Annotated in this window: 22 protein-coding genes and 1 pseudogene; all 23 read right to left on the bottom strand. The window is 54.6% G+C overall.

Annotated elements, in window-relative coordinates:
* Nucleotides 1-2: 2 nt before the first annotated feature.
* A complete protein-coding gene (locus D7X94_RS13740; protein WP_120428239.1) occupies nucleotides 3-245 on the bottom strand; it encodes a DUF6148 family protein in 243 nt (80 codons plus the stop codon).
* A complete protein-coding gene (locus D7X94_RS13735; protein ID WP_120428238.1) occupies nucleotides 246-2,066 on the bottom strand; it encodes a phage terminase large subunit family protein in 1,821 nt (606 codons plus the stop codon). It lies immediately after the preceding gene.
* Nucleotides 2,047-2,541 (bottom strand): hypothetical protein, encoded by a 495-nt coding sequence (locus D7X94_RS13730; RefSeq protein WP_120428237.1) that lies wholly within the window; start codon nucleotides 2,539-2,541, stop codon nucleotides 2,047-2,049. The genes D7X94_RS13735 and D7X94_RS13730 overlap by 20 nt, the downstream gene beginning before the upstream one ends.
* A gap of 171 nt (nucleotides 2,542-2,712) precedes the next feature.
* On the bottom strand, nucleotides 2,713-3,651 hold the full coding sequence (gene terS / locus D7X94_RS13725; protein ID WP_120428236.1) for a phage terminase small subunit: 939 nt from the start codon (nucleotides 3,649-3,651) through the stop codon (nucleotides 2,713-2,715).
* A 198-nt stretch (nucleotides 3,652-3,849) separates the two neighbouring features.
* On the bottom strand, nucleotides 3,850-4,323 hold the full coding sequence (locus tag D7X94_RS13720; RefSeq protein ID WP_120428235.1) for a sigma-70 family RNA polymerase sigma factor: 474 nt from the start codon (nucleotides 4,321-4,323) through the stop codon (nucleotides 3,850-3,852).
* A gap of 27 nt (nucleotides 4,324-4,350) precedes the next feature.
* Nucleotides 4,351-4,707: a hypothetical protein gene (locus D7X94_RS13715; protein WP_120428234.1), complete on the bottom strand. Its 357-nt coding sequence runs from the start codon at nucleotides 4,705-4,707 to the stop codon at nucleotides 4,351-4,353.
* Nucleotides 4,700-5,755, bottom strand: coding sequence for a ParB N-terminal domain-containing protein (locus D7X94_RS13710; protein WP_243111320.1), 1,056 nt, complete (start codon nucleotides 5,753-5,755; stop codon nucleotides 4,700-4,702). Before D7X94_RS13710 ends, D7X94_RS13715 begins: the two co-directional genes overlap by 8 nt.
* A gap of 180 nt (nucleotides 5,756-5,935) precedes the next feature.
* On the bottom strand, nucleotides 5,936-6,706 hold the full coding sequence (locus D7X94_RS13705; RefSeq protein ID WP_120428232.1) for a ParA family protein: 771 nt from the start codon (nucleotides 6,704-6,706) through the stop codon (nucleotides 5,936-5,938).
* Nucleotides 6,707-6,750: 44 nt separating this feature from the next.
* On the bottom strand, nucleotides 6,751-6,972 hold the full coding sequence (locus D7X94_RS13700) for a hypothetical protein (RefSeq protein WP_120428231.1): 222 nt from the start codon (nucleotides 6,970-6,972) through the stop codon (nucleotides 6,751-6,753).
* Nucleotides 6,969-7,448, bottom strand: coding sequence for a hypothetical protein (locus D7X94_RS13695; protein WP_147401739.1), 480 nt, complete (start codon nucleotides 7,446-7,448; stop codon nucleotides 6,969-6,971). The genes D7X94_RS13700 and D7X94_RS13695 overlap by 4 nt, the downstream gene beginning before the upstream one ends.
* Nucleotides 7,449-7,466: 18 nt before the next feature.
* Entirely contained in the window at nucleotides 7,467-8,075 is a 609-nt protein-coding gene (locus D7X94_RS13690) for a hypothetical protein (protein WP_120428229.1), read from the bottom strand.
* Nucleotides 8,072-8,485 (bottom strand): ASCH domain-containing protein, encoded by a 414-nt coding sequence (locus tag D7X94_RS13685; RefSeq protein WP_120428228.1) that lies wholly within the window; start codon nucleotides 8,483-8,485, stop codon nucleotides 8,072-8,074. Before D7X94_RS13685 ends, D7X94_RS13690 begins: the two co-directional genes overlap by 4 nt.
* Nucleotides 8,482-8,763, bottom strand: coding sequence for a DNA N-6-adenine-methyltransferase (locus D7X94_RS13680; protein ID WP_279221795.1), 282 nt, complete (start codon nucleotides 8,761-8,763; stop codon nucleotides 8,482-8,484). The genes D7X94_RS13685 and D7X94_RS13680 overlap by 4 nt, the downstream gene beginning before the upstream one ends.
* Complete coding sequence (locus D7X94_RS19560; RefSeq protein ID WP_279221794.1) at nucleotides 8,690-8,938, bottom strand: DNA N-6-adenine-methyltransferase; 249 nt, start codon at nucleotides 8,936-8,938, stop codon at nucleotides 8,690-8,692. Before D7X94_RS19560 ends, D7X94_RS13680 begins: the two co-directional genes overlap by 74 nt.
* Nucleotides 8,935-9,174: a hypothetical protein gene (locus D7X94_RS13675; protein ID WP_120428227.1), complete on the bottom strand. Its 240-nt coding sequence runs from the start codon at nucleotides 9,172-9,174 to the stop codon at nucleotides 8,935-8,937. The genes D7X94_RS19560 and D7X94_RS13675 overlap by 4 nt, the downstream gene beginning before the upstream one ends.
* A 2-nt stretch (nucleotides 9,175-9,176) precedes the next feature.
* A complete protein-coding gene (locus D7X94_RS13670; protein WP_120428226.1) occupies nucleotides 9,177-9,389 on the bottom strand; it encodes a hypothetical protein in 213 nt (70 codons plus the stop codon).
* A 14-nt stretch (nucleotides 9,390-9,403) separates the two neighbouring features.
* The gene (locus tag D7X94_RS13665) at nucleotides 9,404-9,700 is read right to left on the bottom strand and encodes a hypothetical protein (RefSeq protein ID WP_120428225.1); all 297 of its coding nucleotides are present in this window, start codon (nucleotides 9,698-9,700) and stop codon (nucleotides 9,404-9,406) included.
* Nucleotides 9,697-10,383 carry a DNA-methyltransferase gene (locus tag D7X94_RS13660; RefSeq protein ID WP_243111319.1) on the bottom strand — a complete coding sequence of 229 codons (687 nt, stop codon included), beginning with the start codon at nucleotides 10,381-10,383 and terminating at the stop codon, nucleotides 9,697-9,699. Before D7X94_RS13660 ends, D7X94_RS13665 begins: the two co-directional genes overlap by 4 nt.
* A gap of 103 nt (nucleotides 10,384-10,486) precedes the next feature.
* Complete coding sequence (locus D7X94_RS13655; protein WP_120428224.1) at nucleotides 10,487-11,086, bottom strand: Holliday junction resolvase RecU; 600 nt, start codon at nucleotides 11,084-11,086, stop codon at nucleotides 10,487-10,489.
* 3 nt (nucleotides 11,087-11,089) lie between these two features.
* Nucleotides 11,090-11,800 carry an HD domain-containing protein gene (locus tag D7X94_RS13650; protein WP_330558224.1) on the bottom strand — a complete coding sequence of 237 codons (711 nt, stop codon included), beginning with the start codon at nucleotides 11,798-11,800 and terminating at the stop codon, nucleotides 11,090-11,092.
* A 65-nt stretch (nucleotides 11,801-11,865) separates the two neighbouring features.
* Nucleotides 11,866-12,804: a radical SAM protein gene (locus tag D7X94_RS13645; protein ID WP_120428223.1), complete on the bottom strand. Its 939-nt coding sequence runs from the start codon at nucleotides 12,802-12,804 to the stop codon at nucleotides 11,866-11,868.
* Nucleotides 12,805-12,816: 12 nt separating this feature from the next.
* A complete protein-coding gene (locus D7X94_RS13640; protein ID WP_120428222.1) occupies nucleotides 12,817-13,188 on the bottom strand; it encodes a hypothetical protein in 372 nt (123 codons plus the stop codon).
* A 15-nt stretch (nucleotides 13,189-13,203) separates the two neighbouring features.
* Nucleotides 13,204-13,648: pseudogene (locus tag D7X94_RS18535) on the bottom strand (hypothetical protein); the annotation flags it as partial.

The raw sequence follows: 13,648 nt of genomic DNA, 5'->3' as shown, positions 1-13,648 counted from the left end.
TCTTATAGGTCCCGCGGAACTGCCCTGTATATGCGGTTCCTGCCGCCGCGCTTTTCGATGTTCTCCAGCCGGGCAACTTCGTTCGTCCAGTATTCAATTTCTTTCCTGATCTCCGAAAGATTCGCTTTTGTCAGGCTCCGCGAACCTATCGTGTAACTTTGGTGGGTCGTAACCTCCAATTCGGCGTTTAACCATGCGTCAAGGTGTTTTCGCGCGATTTCAAGCCGTGTTTTTCCCTGTGCCATTTATAGAATACCTCCGTTCGTTCTTGACCGTCTGCCGCGCTTTTTCGGCGTTGCCGCTGGCGCGGACGGGTCAGGCTTTTTCAAAACCGGGTTCGCAATTTCAAGCGCGACGGTCGCATAATTCCGAATGTCCAGCGGTTCATTTCGCTTGTACCCGCCGTCTTTCAGGGTCCAGACGTATTGTGCTTTACCTTTTTTGTAGGTCATAACCATTTTTTCAGCGGTCAGCCCCCGAAAATATTCTTGCGTATATCCCCGGTCTTTGTCTTTTGGAAAATGGCAGTAGTTCGGCCCCTCTTCCTGCACCGCCAGCCGCTGATATAAAATCGCCTTGCCCGTGTCAACTCCAATTGTGAACAGGGGCGTTTTTACACTGTTTGCGGTTGACGGCCTATTGAAATACGGCACGTCTGCGCCGCCTTTGCCTTTGATAGCAAAGACACGGCGGGCCGTCCGCTCTTTGCAGAAACGGTAAACCTGATTCGTAAAGTGACCGCCGGAATCCACGCAAGTACAAATTATTTTCAGCCGCCGCCCGTCCGCCGTCGTGAACGTCTGTGAAAGAAAAGCGTCAAGTTCATTCCAAACAGGCTTTAATTTCAAGTCGCCGTATATCGCTTGATACCGAATGCCCCAGCTTTCCTTGTCAACGCCCCAGCCGACAACTTCAACCTCGAAACGGTCGTCCTGCACGTCAACGCCCGCGGTCAGCACCAGCACTTCTTCCGGCACTTCGCAATTATATTTTTCCCGCCGCTTGTAAAGATCGTCGGTTTCGATCTGTTCGCCCTCTTCTTCCCATGTCTGCCCCATTTCGGTATTAGTCCAGACTTTGAGAAGTTCAATATTCCCTTTCTTCTTTTCGTCGTTTGCGGTAATGAATTTCTGTACGATCTCCCGCCACTCGACAAACATTGAAGCAAGGGCGTTCAGGTGAAAGCCCCGCACTTTCCGTTCGGGGAACCGTGCGACGAACTTTCCGCCGCCGAAATGCTCTTTCCACTCTGTTTCACTTGACACAACGCCGCATTCTGGACACGCGCACGAAATTTCTTCAAGGTTGTTCGCGTCGAATACGATGTTCGCCCATTCAAGAGGGGTCAGCGCACCGCACGCCGGGCAAGGCACGTTCCATTCCTCTTGCGTGCTGTGTTCGTACTCAACTTCAATTCTGGAAAGCCCCTTGATCGTCGGCGTTGACACGTCAACTTCTTTTTTGTTCCAGAATGTTGTAAGCCGCTTCCCCGCAAGCAAAAGGGGGTCGCCCTCATTGCCCGCCGTCGCCGGGTATCTGTCGATTTCGTCGGCAAGCAATATCCGAATTGGACGGGAAGCAAGGGACGACGGGGAATTTGCCCCGACGATCGTTACATGACCGCCGGGGAAAATCTTTTGCAAGATCGTGTTTCCGCTGTTTCTTGCCTTGTCGTTTACCTTGTCCCGCAAAACGGGGGTGTCGCGCAACATGGGGGAAAGACGGTCTTTGCTGAATGATTCGCCCATCTGTATAGTGGGTTGCAATACCATGATCGGCGACGGGTCGTAGTGCATGAAATAGCCTATCGGGTTTAGAATGAACCCGTCCGTCTTTCCGATCTGCGCCGCGCTCATGACGACAACTTTTTGAATGCTTACGTCGCATATCGCGTCCATGATTTCTTTCTGATACGGGGCCTTTGACGTGCGCCAGCGGCCCGGCTCTGCCGACGATTCAGACGAAAGACGGCGGTATTCGTCCGCCCATTCCGAAATTGTCATGTCCGGCGGCGGGGCAAGAACCGCGAAAATCCGGCAAAACAAATCAACCGTCGCTTGCTTCATCGTCCTTTGCCCCCTCTCCAAATGCGGCGTTGAAGTCTGAAAGTTCCTGCAATGCTTCGTCGATATGCTCTTTTAGCAGTTTGAATATTTCCGCCCTGTCCGTTTTCCTGCAAAGAACCGGGGCCAGCTTCGCGGGGATAGCCATAAGCCGCGCTTTGAAGTTCACCAACATATCTTTCATGACGGCTTCTATGTCCTCCGACGCATGAAGTCGGTTTTCTTTCAACTGCAATTCGTATTCTTCGTTTTTCCGCTTCGCCCGAACCAGTTTTGCCCGCTCGGTGTTGTAGTCTATCGCTTCTTCGCTTTCCGGGTTCCGCTTTCGTAGGTAGTTTATATAGCGGCGGTTTGTGTCGATCAGGTCGTACAGGCCGGGGCGAACCTCTGCAATCACTTTTTCGTCGCGCAACTGCCGCACCCGCCGTTCGGACACGTCCATAAATCGGGCAACCGCTTTCACGTCGTAAAGTTTCAAGTTTTTTCACCCCTCCCGATCTGCGCGAACCTCTTTTTTGACCCCCCTCCCCCTAAAAACGCCCGCCGAACCGCGGAAGCGTTCAAAAATTTTTTGTCCCTGCCCCTGCGCTGGGGTCGCCGAACCCGCAAGCTTTGTCAGCCGCCGAAAGAACCTATCGCCGGGCCGCAGTCACACGTCTAAATCGCCCGAAAGATCGTCGCTTTCGTCGTCGATCTCGCCTGTTTCCGGGTTTATCTCGAATGCGCCGGATAATTTTTGCTTTGCAAGATTGTACTTGCGTTCTTCAAGCCGCACCCGGCGGCATTCCAGTTCATATCCCTTGATTGAATCAAGCAGTTTGATAACGCGCCCGTGTATCTTGTTCAACTCTGCTTCAAGCTTCATCGTTCGTTCAAACGTGCTGGCTTTTATAACCGTCTGCATAGTGACGTTATATGCGCTCTCTTCCAGTTCCCGCGCCCTGTCGCCTGTGGTGTCCTGCAAGGCCGCAATCTCCCGTTGCAGACGTTCCAGCTTCTTTTCCTGCTGGCGCGTCGGCGGCTTTCCTCCCTCTCCGCCGTCCATATCCCAAAGCAAGGAATCTTCTTCCCGTTGCAGGGCTTCCAGCTTTTCCCGCTGTTGCTTCAACCGCTCTTGACCTTTCGGCGTTCTCATTTCCACCACGCGGTCTATATACAGGCTGTCAGGCTCCGCCGCTTCAAGCGTGGCAATCTTGTTTTGCAGGTCGATTTCCTTTGCTAAAAGCTGTCGCAACTCTTCCAGCATATTTGTTTCTGTGTCCAGCGTTAGGCTCTCAATATATGCCCGCTGTTCCGGCTGGAGATCGTCAAGGCGAACCGTGGTATATGCGCCGTGTGTTTCTGCATTCCTGTTCCCTGCGGGCGCACCCGCTCCCGCGGCGTTCTTGTTGCCCGGTTGTCCGCCGCGTTTCCGGGGCGGTTTCTGCGCTTCAAGCGCGGCTTGCCACCCGTCTGCGCTCTTCCACTTGCGAACCTGTGCGGGGGTCGTGCCGACGCTCTCCGCAACCTGTCGGGCGGTCATGGTCCCGCCGGATTCCAGCCACACCCGGCGGGCTTCGTCCCGCGCCGGGCTTCTTTCGCGTGCCATGCGCCCGCGCCCCCTTTCGTTTGTTTTTCATTTTCCGCCCTGCGTACCCCGGCGGAAGCGCATAAAAAACGGGCCGTGTTCAAAACATGGTCCGTTTTTCATCATGCGGGCGGCGTGGAGGATTCCGCCGCCCGTTTCGTTGTGTTCACTTTTCACGATACCAATTATAGCAGATAAATCAGGCAATGGGTGGCAATCTTATTTTTGCGGGAAATTGAATCGCGAAACCGCCTTGTTCTGTGAAAAAAGCCTTGCAAGCTGATTCAAAGCGTTGTTCCGAATATTCCGGCATTGACGGGGGCTATAATTGACCCGTGCCGAAATCTGTTCCCATTGTAGGCCGTCTATGTAGAACCCCAAAACAACCGCCCTTTCATGGTATGTCAGTCGGTTTAATTCCGAAAGGATTTCCGCCCCGATCTTTTCAAGTCTGCTGTTTTCACGATTCAAGCTTTCAATCGTGTTTGTGACCGAACGGGGAATGTTCAGCGCGGCCCGCTCGACGGGGCTTTCACCCCCGCCGCTTCCGTGGGGCATTCCGTCCATATTTACCGCGCCCAGCGTCGTGTAATACTGATCTTCAAGGTTCTTTATAACCCGCTCGTTCAGTTTGATTGATTTTTCAATGTCACGGTAAAACCGCAAAACCGAAATAACCTTTTCCCGCTTCATCGTCTGTTTTTCCTCCTGTGTCTGCTTTTAGGGCGGCTTGTATATCCGGCGATAGGGCCTTTCCCGTTCGCACCGCCTGATTTCCGCCCGGTATCTCTGTTCAATGCGTCGCGCCCTGTCCCGCTCCGCTTTGCGGCGGCGTGCGCGGGGTTCCGTTTCTATGTCTGAAATCGCCTTTTCCAACTCTTCAAGGATTTTCCCCGCAAGGTCAACCAGCGTTTCCGCCGATTTCTGCATTATATATGCGATTTCTTCCGCGATTTCCTCTATGGTGCAAGCAACCCTTTCCGCCCATGCCCGCGCAAGGTTATATAATGCCTGTGCTTCATCGTCCGTCAGCGTCATTCGGGCAAAATATCCTTGAATTTCCCTTTCGCTATTCATCGGCACGGCCCTCCATAGCTTCAAGGGCTATATAAAGGGCGTGAACGTCTGCCGTCCAGTCCCGCGAATGGTCGAAAGATTCCCCTTTCCCCATGCAGTATTCCAGCAGATTCTTTAATTGCAGGGCGGCGCGGTCAACGCTCATTCCTTGATTGTCTGCCCGCTCCGCGCTTATAGGCGGCGGGGAAGAGGGGGCGTGCGATTTATCCCGCTCGACGGTTTCCGGCTGTTCCTGCGGCTCTGTGCGGCCCTCTGCGGGCGTTTCCACTGTTGGCGGCATTTCTTCCCGCCGCTTTGTTTCCGTGGTCTGTGCGGCGGGCTGTGGCGCACTTACGGGGGACGCTGGCGGCTCTTTCTGATATTCAATCGGGGGCGCGGGCGATTCCTTGACTTCCACCGCGGGCGGCGTGTCCTGCTTCCGCTCTCGTGCGGTTCTGATCGAGATTTCTCCGCTTGCCCTGTAATCTTCAAACGCCGCTTGCTGATCTGCCGGATTCAGGCCGGAAAGTTCATAGGCCGTCGAAATGTTTATGCGGTCCTCTTGCAACTCCGCTTTGAATGCGGGGCAAAGGTTCCGAATAATCGCGTCATACCTCCCGATCTGTGTTGTGCTGGTATGAAGCACTTTTGCGATAAAGTCCCGCGTCCCGTCTGCTTGAACCTCTGCACCGCCGAACGCCGTTGCAACGATGTTTTGCAGGACGGCGACGAAACGGGGCTTTGTGCGTGCTTTCTCCAGCACTTCCCGCAAGAACCGCACTTCTTCGATCTTGTCCCATGCGGTTTTCTCCCGCTGTGAATTTGTGACAATCAGCATAAGGCCGTCGCGCACTTCCTGATCTTCCGCCGCTTCCTCGTTCGGCTCAATGTCGCACGGTACAAACTCGAATTGCGGCTTTCCCTCTTCTACAAGGGCAATCGACGCAAGCCGCCGCCTGTGTCCCGCTATGACCTTATATTTCCCGCCGTCCATCGGCACGACGACAAGGTTTTGCAGAACTTTTCCGGCGATTTCGATTGCCGCTTTCAGTTCGTCGATCTCCCGCATTGAATAGAAGTTTTCTTCCGACGGCACAAGGTCAAAGACGCTGATTCTTTCAATCCGGCTTTCAGCGGGGCGGGGGATAGGCTCCCCGCCGCTTGCCGCCGCCTTTGACGCTTCACTCAAAATCTGATTCAGGTTAAATTTTGCCATGATGTACGCCCCTTTCTGTCCGAATCGGACAAGCTATTTCTTCCCGCGCTCTAAATACTCCCGCACAAACGCTATATAGTCCATTGCGGCCCCGCTCCGACGGCTATATTCTGCAATGGGGGATTCTGCAAAGGTGCTTTCCGTCACTTTCTCCGAATATCGAATGTGCGTGTCGAAAACCGGGTATTCGGGCTGGCTTTGCAACCACTCTTCCCCCTGCTTGTCCGCGTCTGTCCGCTGGAAACAGGTAATCAGGCAACCCGCCAGCCGCAAGCGCGGGTTCAGGTCGTCCCGCGTGTCCTCGATCTGCTCTTTTAGTTCCGCCAAACCGTCAAAGGCGTATTTGTCAATTTTGATCGGAATAATCACGTCGTCTGACGCGACAAGGGCGTTGATGGTCGAAATGTTGATGTCGGGGGCGTTGTCTATCAAGCAATAGTCATATTCGCCCGCTATGGGGTCCAGCGCGGCCCGCAAGCGCGTTTGTTGCGGGCGGGTACTGTCCATCATGACTTCAAGGTTCGCGCGAATCAGCGTCATATTAGCGGGCAATACGTCGATTCCCTCGAACCGCGTTTTCTTTATGGCTTCGTGAATGTCCAGCCGCCGCGCGGTCAGTACGTCCGAAATGCTCTTGTCGTCGTAGGAATGAACCCCGAACATTTTTGACGTGTTGCCCTGCTTGTCATTGTCGATAAGCAGAACCCGCTTTTTGTGGTAGACTGCCAGAACGTGCGCCATGTTGTCAGCGGTCAGCGTCTTTGCAACGCCGCCTTTCAGGTTGATAATTGAAATGATTTTCACCGTGCAAACCTCCTGTTCTGATTTTGCCCCGCCGGGCGGCGGGTCTATCGCTGAATCAAATGCACCCGCACTTCCGGCGGCGCGTCCTGAATCTCAATCGGGGCATACTGCCCGGAACGGTCCAGTTCAAAGCGAAATTCAACCTTTCCCGTGCGGACGTAGTGAACGCAAGCAATGTCCGTGATCGTGTGAACCGTCCCCGTTGTGTCTTTGAGTTTGTCGCCGATCTCAAAGGGGCAAAACGCGTTAAACTGCGCTTGAATCATTTCTTTTTCCTGCCTTTCCTCTTTTTCTTTCCCCTGCTGTGCCGCGGCGGGGAAGAGGGCGGCGGGGCTTCCTGCCGCTTTACCTCTTCGCAAATGACTTCGATTTCCTCCACGTCCGCCGGGTCAAAGTTCAGCACGCCGGGCGGCTCATAGTTGCCCGCTTTCCAGTCCAGCCGGAACCTTTCAAAATCGTTCTTGTAAATGGTGTACGGGTGAACCTGTTCGGAATAGTAGATTGCTTTCATCATGCGTTCGTCGTCCGTCGGCTCCCAATTATGCAAATGATAGCTTTCGTAGTTGTCCCAATCCCAAAGGGAAAGCAGAACCACCAGCCCGTCGAACTGTTCATTCGCCCGTTGTATGTCCTCAAAATCCCGGTATGTCATGCCCTGCCCGGTATATCGCGCCCGGATTTCTTCAATGCTCTTGCCGCCCATTTTCAAGCGGCAACGAACAACTTTCGGTTGATAAGTCATTTATTTTCACCGTCCTTGTTATGCTTCAAATAGGTTCCCTTGCGTGTCGTCCCGCTCCAATGGGCGGACGGGCGGCGGCGCGTCAAGCACCTTGCGGCATTCCCGCGCCATTTCTTCAAGGCGCGTTACGAACTTTTCATTCACGACTTTGTAAGGGAAGATAACCGCCGCAAGCAAAAGGCCCGCTTTTGCCGCAATATAGCTTTGACCGTCCGGCGTGACCCGCTCGTATAGTTGTACCATGTCCAGCACGTCCTCCAACGGGGCAAGGTATTTCCTCTGAATGAACGTGATTCCGTTTCGGGTCTTTAGCGGTTGCAGTTCCGCGCCGCCGTAGATGATCGAAAAGTCGTCGTCGCGCAAAACCCGCTCCGCCGGGTCTGTGTCGTCCACGTTGACCGCTTCCGGCATTTCAGATCGCCGAACAACGATGTTTTCCCGCTGTTTCTCCGATATGTCGAACACGGCGCAAAGGGTTTCTTCGTCCAGTATGGGAAGCCCGATCAAAGGGTATATCGCGTATCCGTCGCCCAGCCATTGCGTGATTTCCCCCGTGCTGTCCAGCTTGTCAAACAGGCGGAACCCCTTTGCTTTATTGCATAGGGCGACAACCTTTTTCAGTTTCATTCCGCGTCCCCCTCCCAATTCCACCAGCCTTGCTTGCCGCGGGCCGGAATAGGCTTGTCGAACATAACGGGGTTTTGAAGCACCCATGCGAACCGCCCCGGCGAATAGTCGCCCAGCACCCGCTCCCGCTCGGTCAGCTTGTGCATGATCTCTTCCACGGGGACGCAATCGACAATTTCAACCGTACCGACAACTGCACCCAGCGGCAATACCGTTTTCTTGCCGACAGCTTGCATAAGGCCCCAAAAGTCATTATCTGAAATCCCCATTGTTGCACGCTTCAATTCTGCTTTCCCGGCATGAACCGCGACGCGGCCCCGAATGCTTGTCCGCCGCGGGCGGGTTTCGTAATGTTTCAGCCCCGCAACGGTCGCGTATGCGTAGGGCTGATATACCGTGTAGGCTTTCACGTCTGAACCTCCTTTTCTCCATTGTAGACAACCACCATTGACGGGAACGGGGCGGGGGCGTATGCGTTGCCCTCTTCATCGGTGAAGCGCAACCGCCCGCGAATGAACCTGATTTCAGCTTTCCCGTATATGTAGTCGTGAAAGTATGTTGTGTCCGTCCGGGCCGGAATCAGCAAAACGACGGTCGCGCCGCCCTGCGCTTCCTCATAGGCTTTGCGAACCCACTTGCCAACTTCGCGCCCGTATGGAGGGTTGCAGAATACAGCACCCCCCCGCAACTTTCCACGGGCTTTTCAGCCCGTCGGTTTCGGGCGTGTAGTATGTGGGGCATTTCGCGCTTTTTGCCGTTGCCGCCGCGTCAAGGGTGAAATGAAATTCCCGGTTCAGCGCGTCGAAAAAGGCTTGCGGCGTGCAATAGTCCATCTTCTTACTGCTGAAAAGCGCGGCATTCATACGCCCACCCCCGTGTCGTCTGCCGCTCCCGCCGCTTTCAGCATTTCGGCAACGTCGCCGCGGCGTGCGCCCTCGATCTGGACGTGCCAGCGTTCCCCGATTCGGTATGCGTCGATTTTCCGGCGCGGGCAAATGCCCTTGACGATCTCCGCGGCGGCGTTTCCCACCGCTACAAGCAGAATCAGGAAACCGGCCCACGTCCAGAATCCCGAAAGAATGAATCTGATAAACTCCATGATTATTTCCCCCTTTCCAGCTTTTCAGCAATGCTTGTGATACCCTGTGCCGCTTCCCGAATGTTTGCGTCGGTTCCTGCTGTGATTTCTAAAATCTTTGCAATATCCCACAATTCACGGGCCGCGTCCGACGCGGTTTCTTTCAGACAACACGGGCAGACGGTTTCACCCTCTGCAATCTTCTTTCCGCATTTCGCGCATTCCTGATATTTCACCGCCGCCACCTCCTTTACAGCGGTTTCCCAAATACGACGACGGTTCCAGTCAGCACCGCGCCGACGATGAACACAAGCCATGCCATAACAAGGGCAATCACGATATTTTCAAACCACCCCGTTGCACGCAAGGCCCATTTTGCCGCCGTAAGCGGCCCACGCTTGCGCTGTGCGGCCCGCTTTGCTTCCGGGTCATTCCTGTTCAGGTCATACGTGTTCGCCTTTATAGCCGCTGTCAGGCGCGGCGTGAAGTGCCTTTTCACCGTGAATATCGCCCAATAGACGACAATTAGAATTGCTCCCGCTCTCATGTTGATTCCTCCGTTTCGATCTTTGTTTGTGCGTCATAGTCCCAAAGGCGAATTTGCGCCATTTCAGCCGCTAACCGCTCCGACGCTTTCTTGTAATAGTCGCGGTCAATCTCAAAGCCGACGAACTCGAACCCCTGCCGCCAGCACGCAATCAGGCTTGACGCGCTCCCTGCGTGTGTGTCAAGGATTCTGTCGCCGGGGCGGGCATAGTTTCGCAATATCCATTCATACAGGCGGACGGGCTTTTGTGTCGGGTGTATGGTGTCCCCGTCCCGTTGCAGTTCAGCCCGATTGATAACAACAACCCGTGTCGGACAGTCAAAGGACGAATAGGCAAGTTCGCAATCGCTCATTGATAACCCGTGCTGGCCCTTGTCCCAAACCACCCAGCCCTTTGTCCCGCGGTTCAGCATGGGGACAAAGTAATTCCCGCCGAAAATTATTTGATTTTCCGAAACCCGTTCCAGTTCGCGGAAGTATTCAGGCGGCGGCGTTTCTCTGTCCCAGCCCTTGCGGGCGTGAAACTTGCGGTTGTGCTTCACGTTGTTATGTACCCGCTTGCGCTGTCCGTCATGCCCGATACCATAAGGCGGGTCACATATAGCAAGCTGAAAGAATTTGTCGGGTATTTCTTTCATTGCTTCCATGCAATCAGAGTTATAAAGGCGGTTCAGGTCAAACACGGCTTATTCCTCCCCGCGGCCCCTTAACGCCAGCATTTTCTCCCGAACCAGCTTGTCAACCACCCGGCCCGGCGTTTTCTGCCCGCTGATCTGCATAAGCCGTTCAAGGTTGAACGCCGTTTGCGGCGTGACACAAACCGTTAATTTCCGCTTGTGCTGTTTCTGCTTTTGCATTGTTCCCGCTCCTTTCGTGGATATAGTCAAGAAAGAGAACCGCGCCATTGAACCGCACCCGCCACGGCTCAAGGTCTGCCGCTGTCACGTACTTTCGCCCGTAAAGCTGTTTCATGTCCCGCCATATTTGCCACGGCACGAAAAAGAACTTGTCGCCGATTCCGGCGCATACCGCGGCAAGCGCACCGCGGGCGGCGTGACGTTCCAGCGCGTCCTGCTGTTCCTTTGTCAGAACGTCCCGTTTCATGCGGTCGGTCGTTGTGTACTTCGCTTCAAAGACGATTGACTGCCCGCCCGCAAGGGTTCCTTGAAAGTCCGGCTGGGCGCGGGCTGTGAACCGCCCCTTGAAAATCCCGTCGCGGCCTTTCTCCATGACGCGGAACGGTTCGGGGGTCTTGTCCACGTCGGCCCGCTCCCGCTCCGAATACAGGGCGCACGCGGCTTTTATGGCCCCCTCGAAAAAATGCCCCTGCGCGTTGTTGACCTTGTTTTGATACTGCAAGGCCGCACGCCGCTTGTCGATCTGCATTTGCTATCCCTCCGATTTCTCTTTCATTCGTTCGTCGTGATCGCGGCACGGGAACGGCTCTGATCGAAAGCATTCTTCGCAACATTCGTCGCAAGTAACTTGTCCGTGCCAGCGTTCGTACCCGCACGGCTCGACCCGCTCGACGGGCTTTCCGCATACGGCGCATATCAAGCCCCCGCCGCTTTCTGCCCCCGCTTCCTGTCGCTGTTCCTGCTGTGTCGCCCCCATGTCCGCCGCGTGAAGTTCATAGACAAGAGGGGAAACCGCCATTGCCGCCGAAAGTGTCCGGCTTCCGCCGCGGACCGCGTCGTCATACGCTCCCATGTGCCAGCGGATTGCAAGGGCTTCTTCATCGGTCAGCCGCATAAACCGCGAAATCAGGAAAACCGACTTTTCACCGTGTCCGAACGGGAAGCGGTCTTTCACCCGATACCCGCCGCCGTCCTGCGGTTCGTAATAGTTCGCCTTGCAAATGTCATGCAGTAGGGCGCAAACGGCCCGGCTTTCCGGGGTTCCGACGTTCTGCCGTGTAATCAGTTCGTAATATACGTTCAGGCTGTGACCGACAAGCCCGCCGGGGAATGCGCCGTGATATTTTGTGCTTGCCGGGGCTGTGAAAAAGTCTGTGCTTTCAAGCCATGCTATCAGATCAGCCGCGCTGGGGCGGTCAATCTGCGACGTGAAAATTTCCTTGAAGCGTTTCTTATTCGTCATTGCCGCAATCTCCTTTCGGCGTTTCCAGTATTCAGGCCCTTTGTACTCTCTGCGCGGAACACAAATTATAGGCATTGTTGCAACCTCTTTTCTTTATGCCGGGTCAGGTATTCGGCCCAGCTTTCTTTCAGGTAGCACCGCCCATATACAAACCGCTGGGAGAACTCTTTTTGTAATGCGTTCGGAACAATGCCTTTTCGGTCGTTCCGCTCCGCCTGTGCGTAAAGGTTGATACCCTTTAACCGCTTTAGCCGCTCGACGCGGTATGCGGCGTTTTCGATGTCCTTTGTCACAAGCAGATAAACAAACAGGTTATACGGCTTCTTCCCATGCTGTGCCAGCAGTTCCGCGGCCCGCTCTATTGCTTCAATCTGCGGTATCTGATCGCACGAAAACCGAATAAAGCGAATCCACTTCAACCGGGCAAGAATGCCCGCTATGCGTTCATCTACCAGCCGCGCGTCCATGCCTTGATTTAGGTCTATCGCATAGCCGGACCCGATCAGGCTTTCAAGCTGTGCAATCCCATATTCACAAGCAAGAATATTGTTGTCCATTAGAACAAGCTTGTTCGTGTCAGGGCGCACAAGCTGTTCCCATGTCCTGTAAGGCTTTATGCCGCCCTCTTTCGCCGGAACGACGCACCACGGGCAACGGTTCGGGCAACCGCGGGTTATGTACCCAATAGCGTAATCGCATTCGGGGTATATGCTATAATCAGGAAAGGCCGTGTCTATTTCCGGCGGCAAGGTCTGATTGATCGGAATATCCGGGTAGCCTGTCCCGCCGCGGATTGCAGACGGCGGCAAGTACAGGTTTTCCGGCGTGAAGTCAAAGACTTTGCTTGAATAGATCAAGTCAAAGGTATTTGTCAGAACAGGGGACCACCATTCGACTGAATCGCCGCGGGCCTTGTGATATGCTGAAATCTTCATCAAGGCATAGTTCGGGAAAGTCTTGTGCTTCAAATATTCCTGTTCTGCGTCATGCAATCCGACGCGCACGTTTTCACCCCCTCACAACTCTACAATTCCGCCGATTCTGTCCACGTCTGCGGCTGTGACCGTCCGGCGTTTCAAAATGGACGTGATCGCGGCCCCGAACCGTTCCCATCGGGTAGAAACAAGGGTGAAATACCGCAATTCCGGGTTCATCGTCGCCCGAATCTTCAAGGCCGTTACCGTCATTCCGTCAATTTCCTTGTCGAGCGGGTAAACGGCGATTCTGCCCGTGTCCTTGTCCACTTCCCGACAAACGGCAATCAGCCGCATTCGCGGTTGATCTTCCGCCGCGGTCTGTTCCTGTTGTTCAGGTTCCCCGCAATCGCACCGTTCGCCCGCGTCCAAATGCGCCCCGCAATGGGGGCATTCCCTGTAAGGCTTTCCCATGATAACCACCCCTTTCTATTCTTTCTTTCGCAATTTCAGATAGATTGACCAGCCTGTGTAATCGTTATATTCGTACTGAACCCCGTAATCGCTGTCTGTCAGGGTCCAGCCGGGGTATTTCTTTTCCCAAAACTCCCGGCCCGGACGCTCCCGCGCCCATTTCTCAATCTGCCGCCGATTGTACTTGCCGTCGTTCGTTCGGCTTGTGGGCCGCTCCAAATTGTGTGAAGATGTCCACCGCTTTTTCCCGCCAGCCTGTTTGACAAGGTAATTGCAAAGGGCGGCAATGCCGTCGTCGCTTGCTTGCAGACGGTCGGCGTTGCAATAGCCGATTCGGTCGCCCTTTTTCTGCCCCTTGCGCTTTCGCTTGCGCCACAACTCTTCCACCGCGTCCCGATCAAGTCCGCCGTTCATGATGATATGATGGTGAATGCGAACGGGCTTTTCGCTGTTTTTCTTT

The sequence above is a fragment of the Acutalibacter sp. 1XD8-33 genome, from assembly GCF_003612555.1.
Classification (GTDB): Bacteria; Bacillota; Clostridia; order Oscillospirales; family Acutalibacteraceae; genus Acutalibacter.
The sequence above is the reverse complement of the archived record's forward strand: the minus strand, read 5'-3'. Positions and strand labels throughout refer to the sequence as shown.

What these genes read in the sequence shown, in the direction of transcription:
- D7X94_RS19560 (WP_279221794.1), bottom strand. Translation starts at nt 8,938, where the DNA reads ATGAATGCCGCGCTTTTCAGCAGTAAGAAGATGGACTATTGCACGCCG.
- D7X94_RS13665 (WP_120428225.1), bottom strand. Translation starts at nt 9,700, where the DNA reads ATGAGAGCGGGAGCAATTCTAATTGTCGTCTATTGGGCGATATTCACG.
- D7X94_RS13655 (WP_120428224.1), bottom strand. Translation starts at nt 11,086, where the DNA reads ATGCAGATCGACAAGCGGCGTGCGGCCTTGCAGTATCAAAACAAGGTC.
- D7X94_RS13695 (WP_147401739.1), bottom strand. Translation starts at nt 7,448, where the DNA reads ATGACTTATCAACCGAAAGTTGTTCGTTGCCGCTTGAAAATGGGCGGC.
- D7X94_RS13710 (WP_243111320.1), bottom strand. Translation starts at nt 5,755, where the DNA reads ATGCGGGAGATCGACGAACTGAAAGCGGCAATCGAAATCGCCGGAAAA.
- D7X94_RS13700 (WP_120428231.1), bottom strand. Translation starts at nt 6,972, where the DNA reads ATGATTCAAGCGCAGTTTAACGCGTTTTGCCCCTTTGAGATCGGCGAC.
- D7X94_RS13675 (WP_120428227.1), bottom strand. Translation starts at nt 9,174, where the DNA reads ATGGAGTTTATCAGATTCATTCTTTCGGGATTCTGGACGTGGGCCGGT.
- D7X94_RS13650 (WP_330558224.1), bottom strand. Translation starts at nt 11,800, where the DNA reads ATGACGAATAAGAAACGCTTCAAGGAAATTTTCACGTCGCAGATTGAC.
- D7X94_RS13740 (WP_120428239.1), bottom strand. Translation starts at nt 245, where the DNA reads ATGGCACAGGGAAAAACACGGCTTGAAATCGCGCGAAAACACCTTGAC.
- terS (WP_120428236.1), bottom strand. Translation starts at nt 3,651, where the DNA reads ATGGCACGCGAAAGAAGCCCGGCGCGGGACGAAGCCCGCCGGGTGTGG.
- D7X94_RS13715 (WP_120428234.1), bottom strand. Translation starts at nt 4,707, where the DNA reads ATGAATAGCGAAAGGGAAATTCAAGGATATTTTGCCCGAATGACGCTG.
- D7X94_RS13735 (WP_120428238.1), bottom strand. Translation starts at nt 2,066, where the DNA reads ATGAAGCAAGCGACGGTTGATTTGTTTTGCCGGATTTTCGCGGTTCTT.
- D7X94_RS13690 (WP_120428229.1), bottom strand. Translation starts at nt 8,075, where the DNA reads ATGAAACTGAAAAAGGTTGTCGCCCTATGCAATAAAGCAAAGGGGTTC.
- D7X94_RS13720 (WP_120428235.1), bottom strand. Translation starts at nt 4,323, where the DNA reads ATGAAGCGGGAAAAGGTTATTTCGGTTTTGCGGTTTTACCGTGACATT.
- D7X94_RS13640 (WP_120428222.1), bottom strand. Translation starts at nt 13,188, where the DNA reads ATGGGAAAGCCTTACAGGGAATGCCCCCATTGCGGGGCGCATTTGGAC.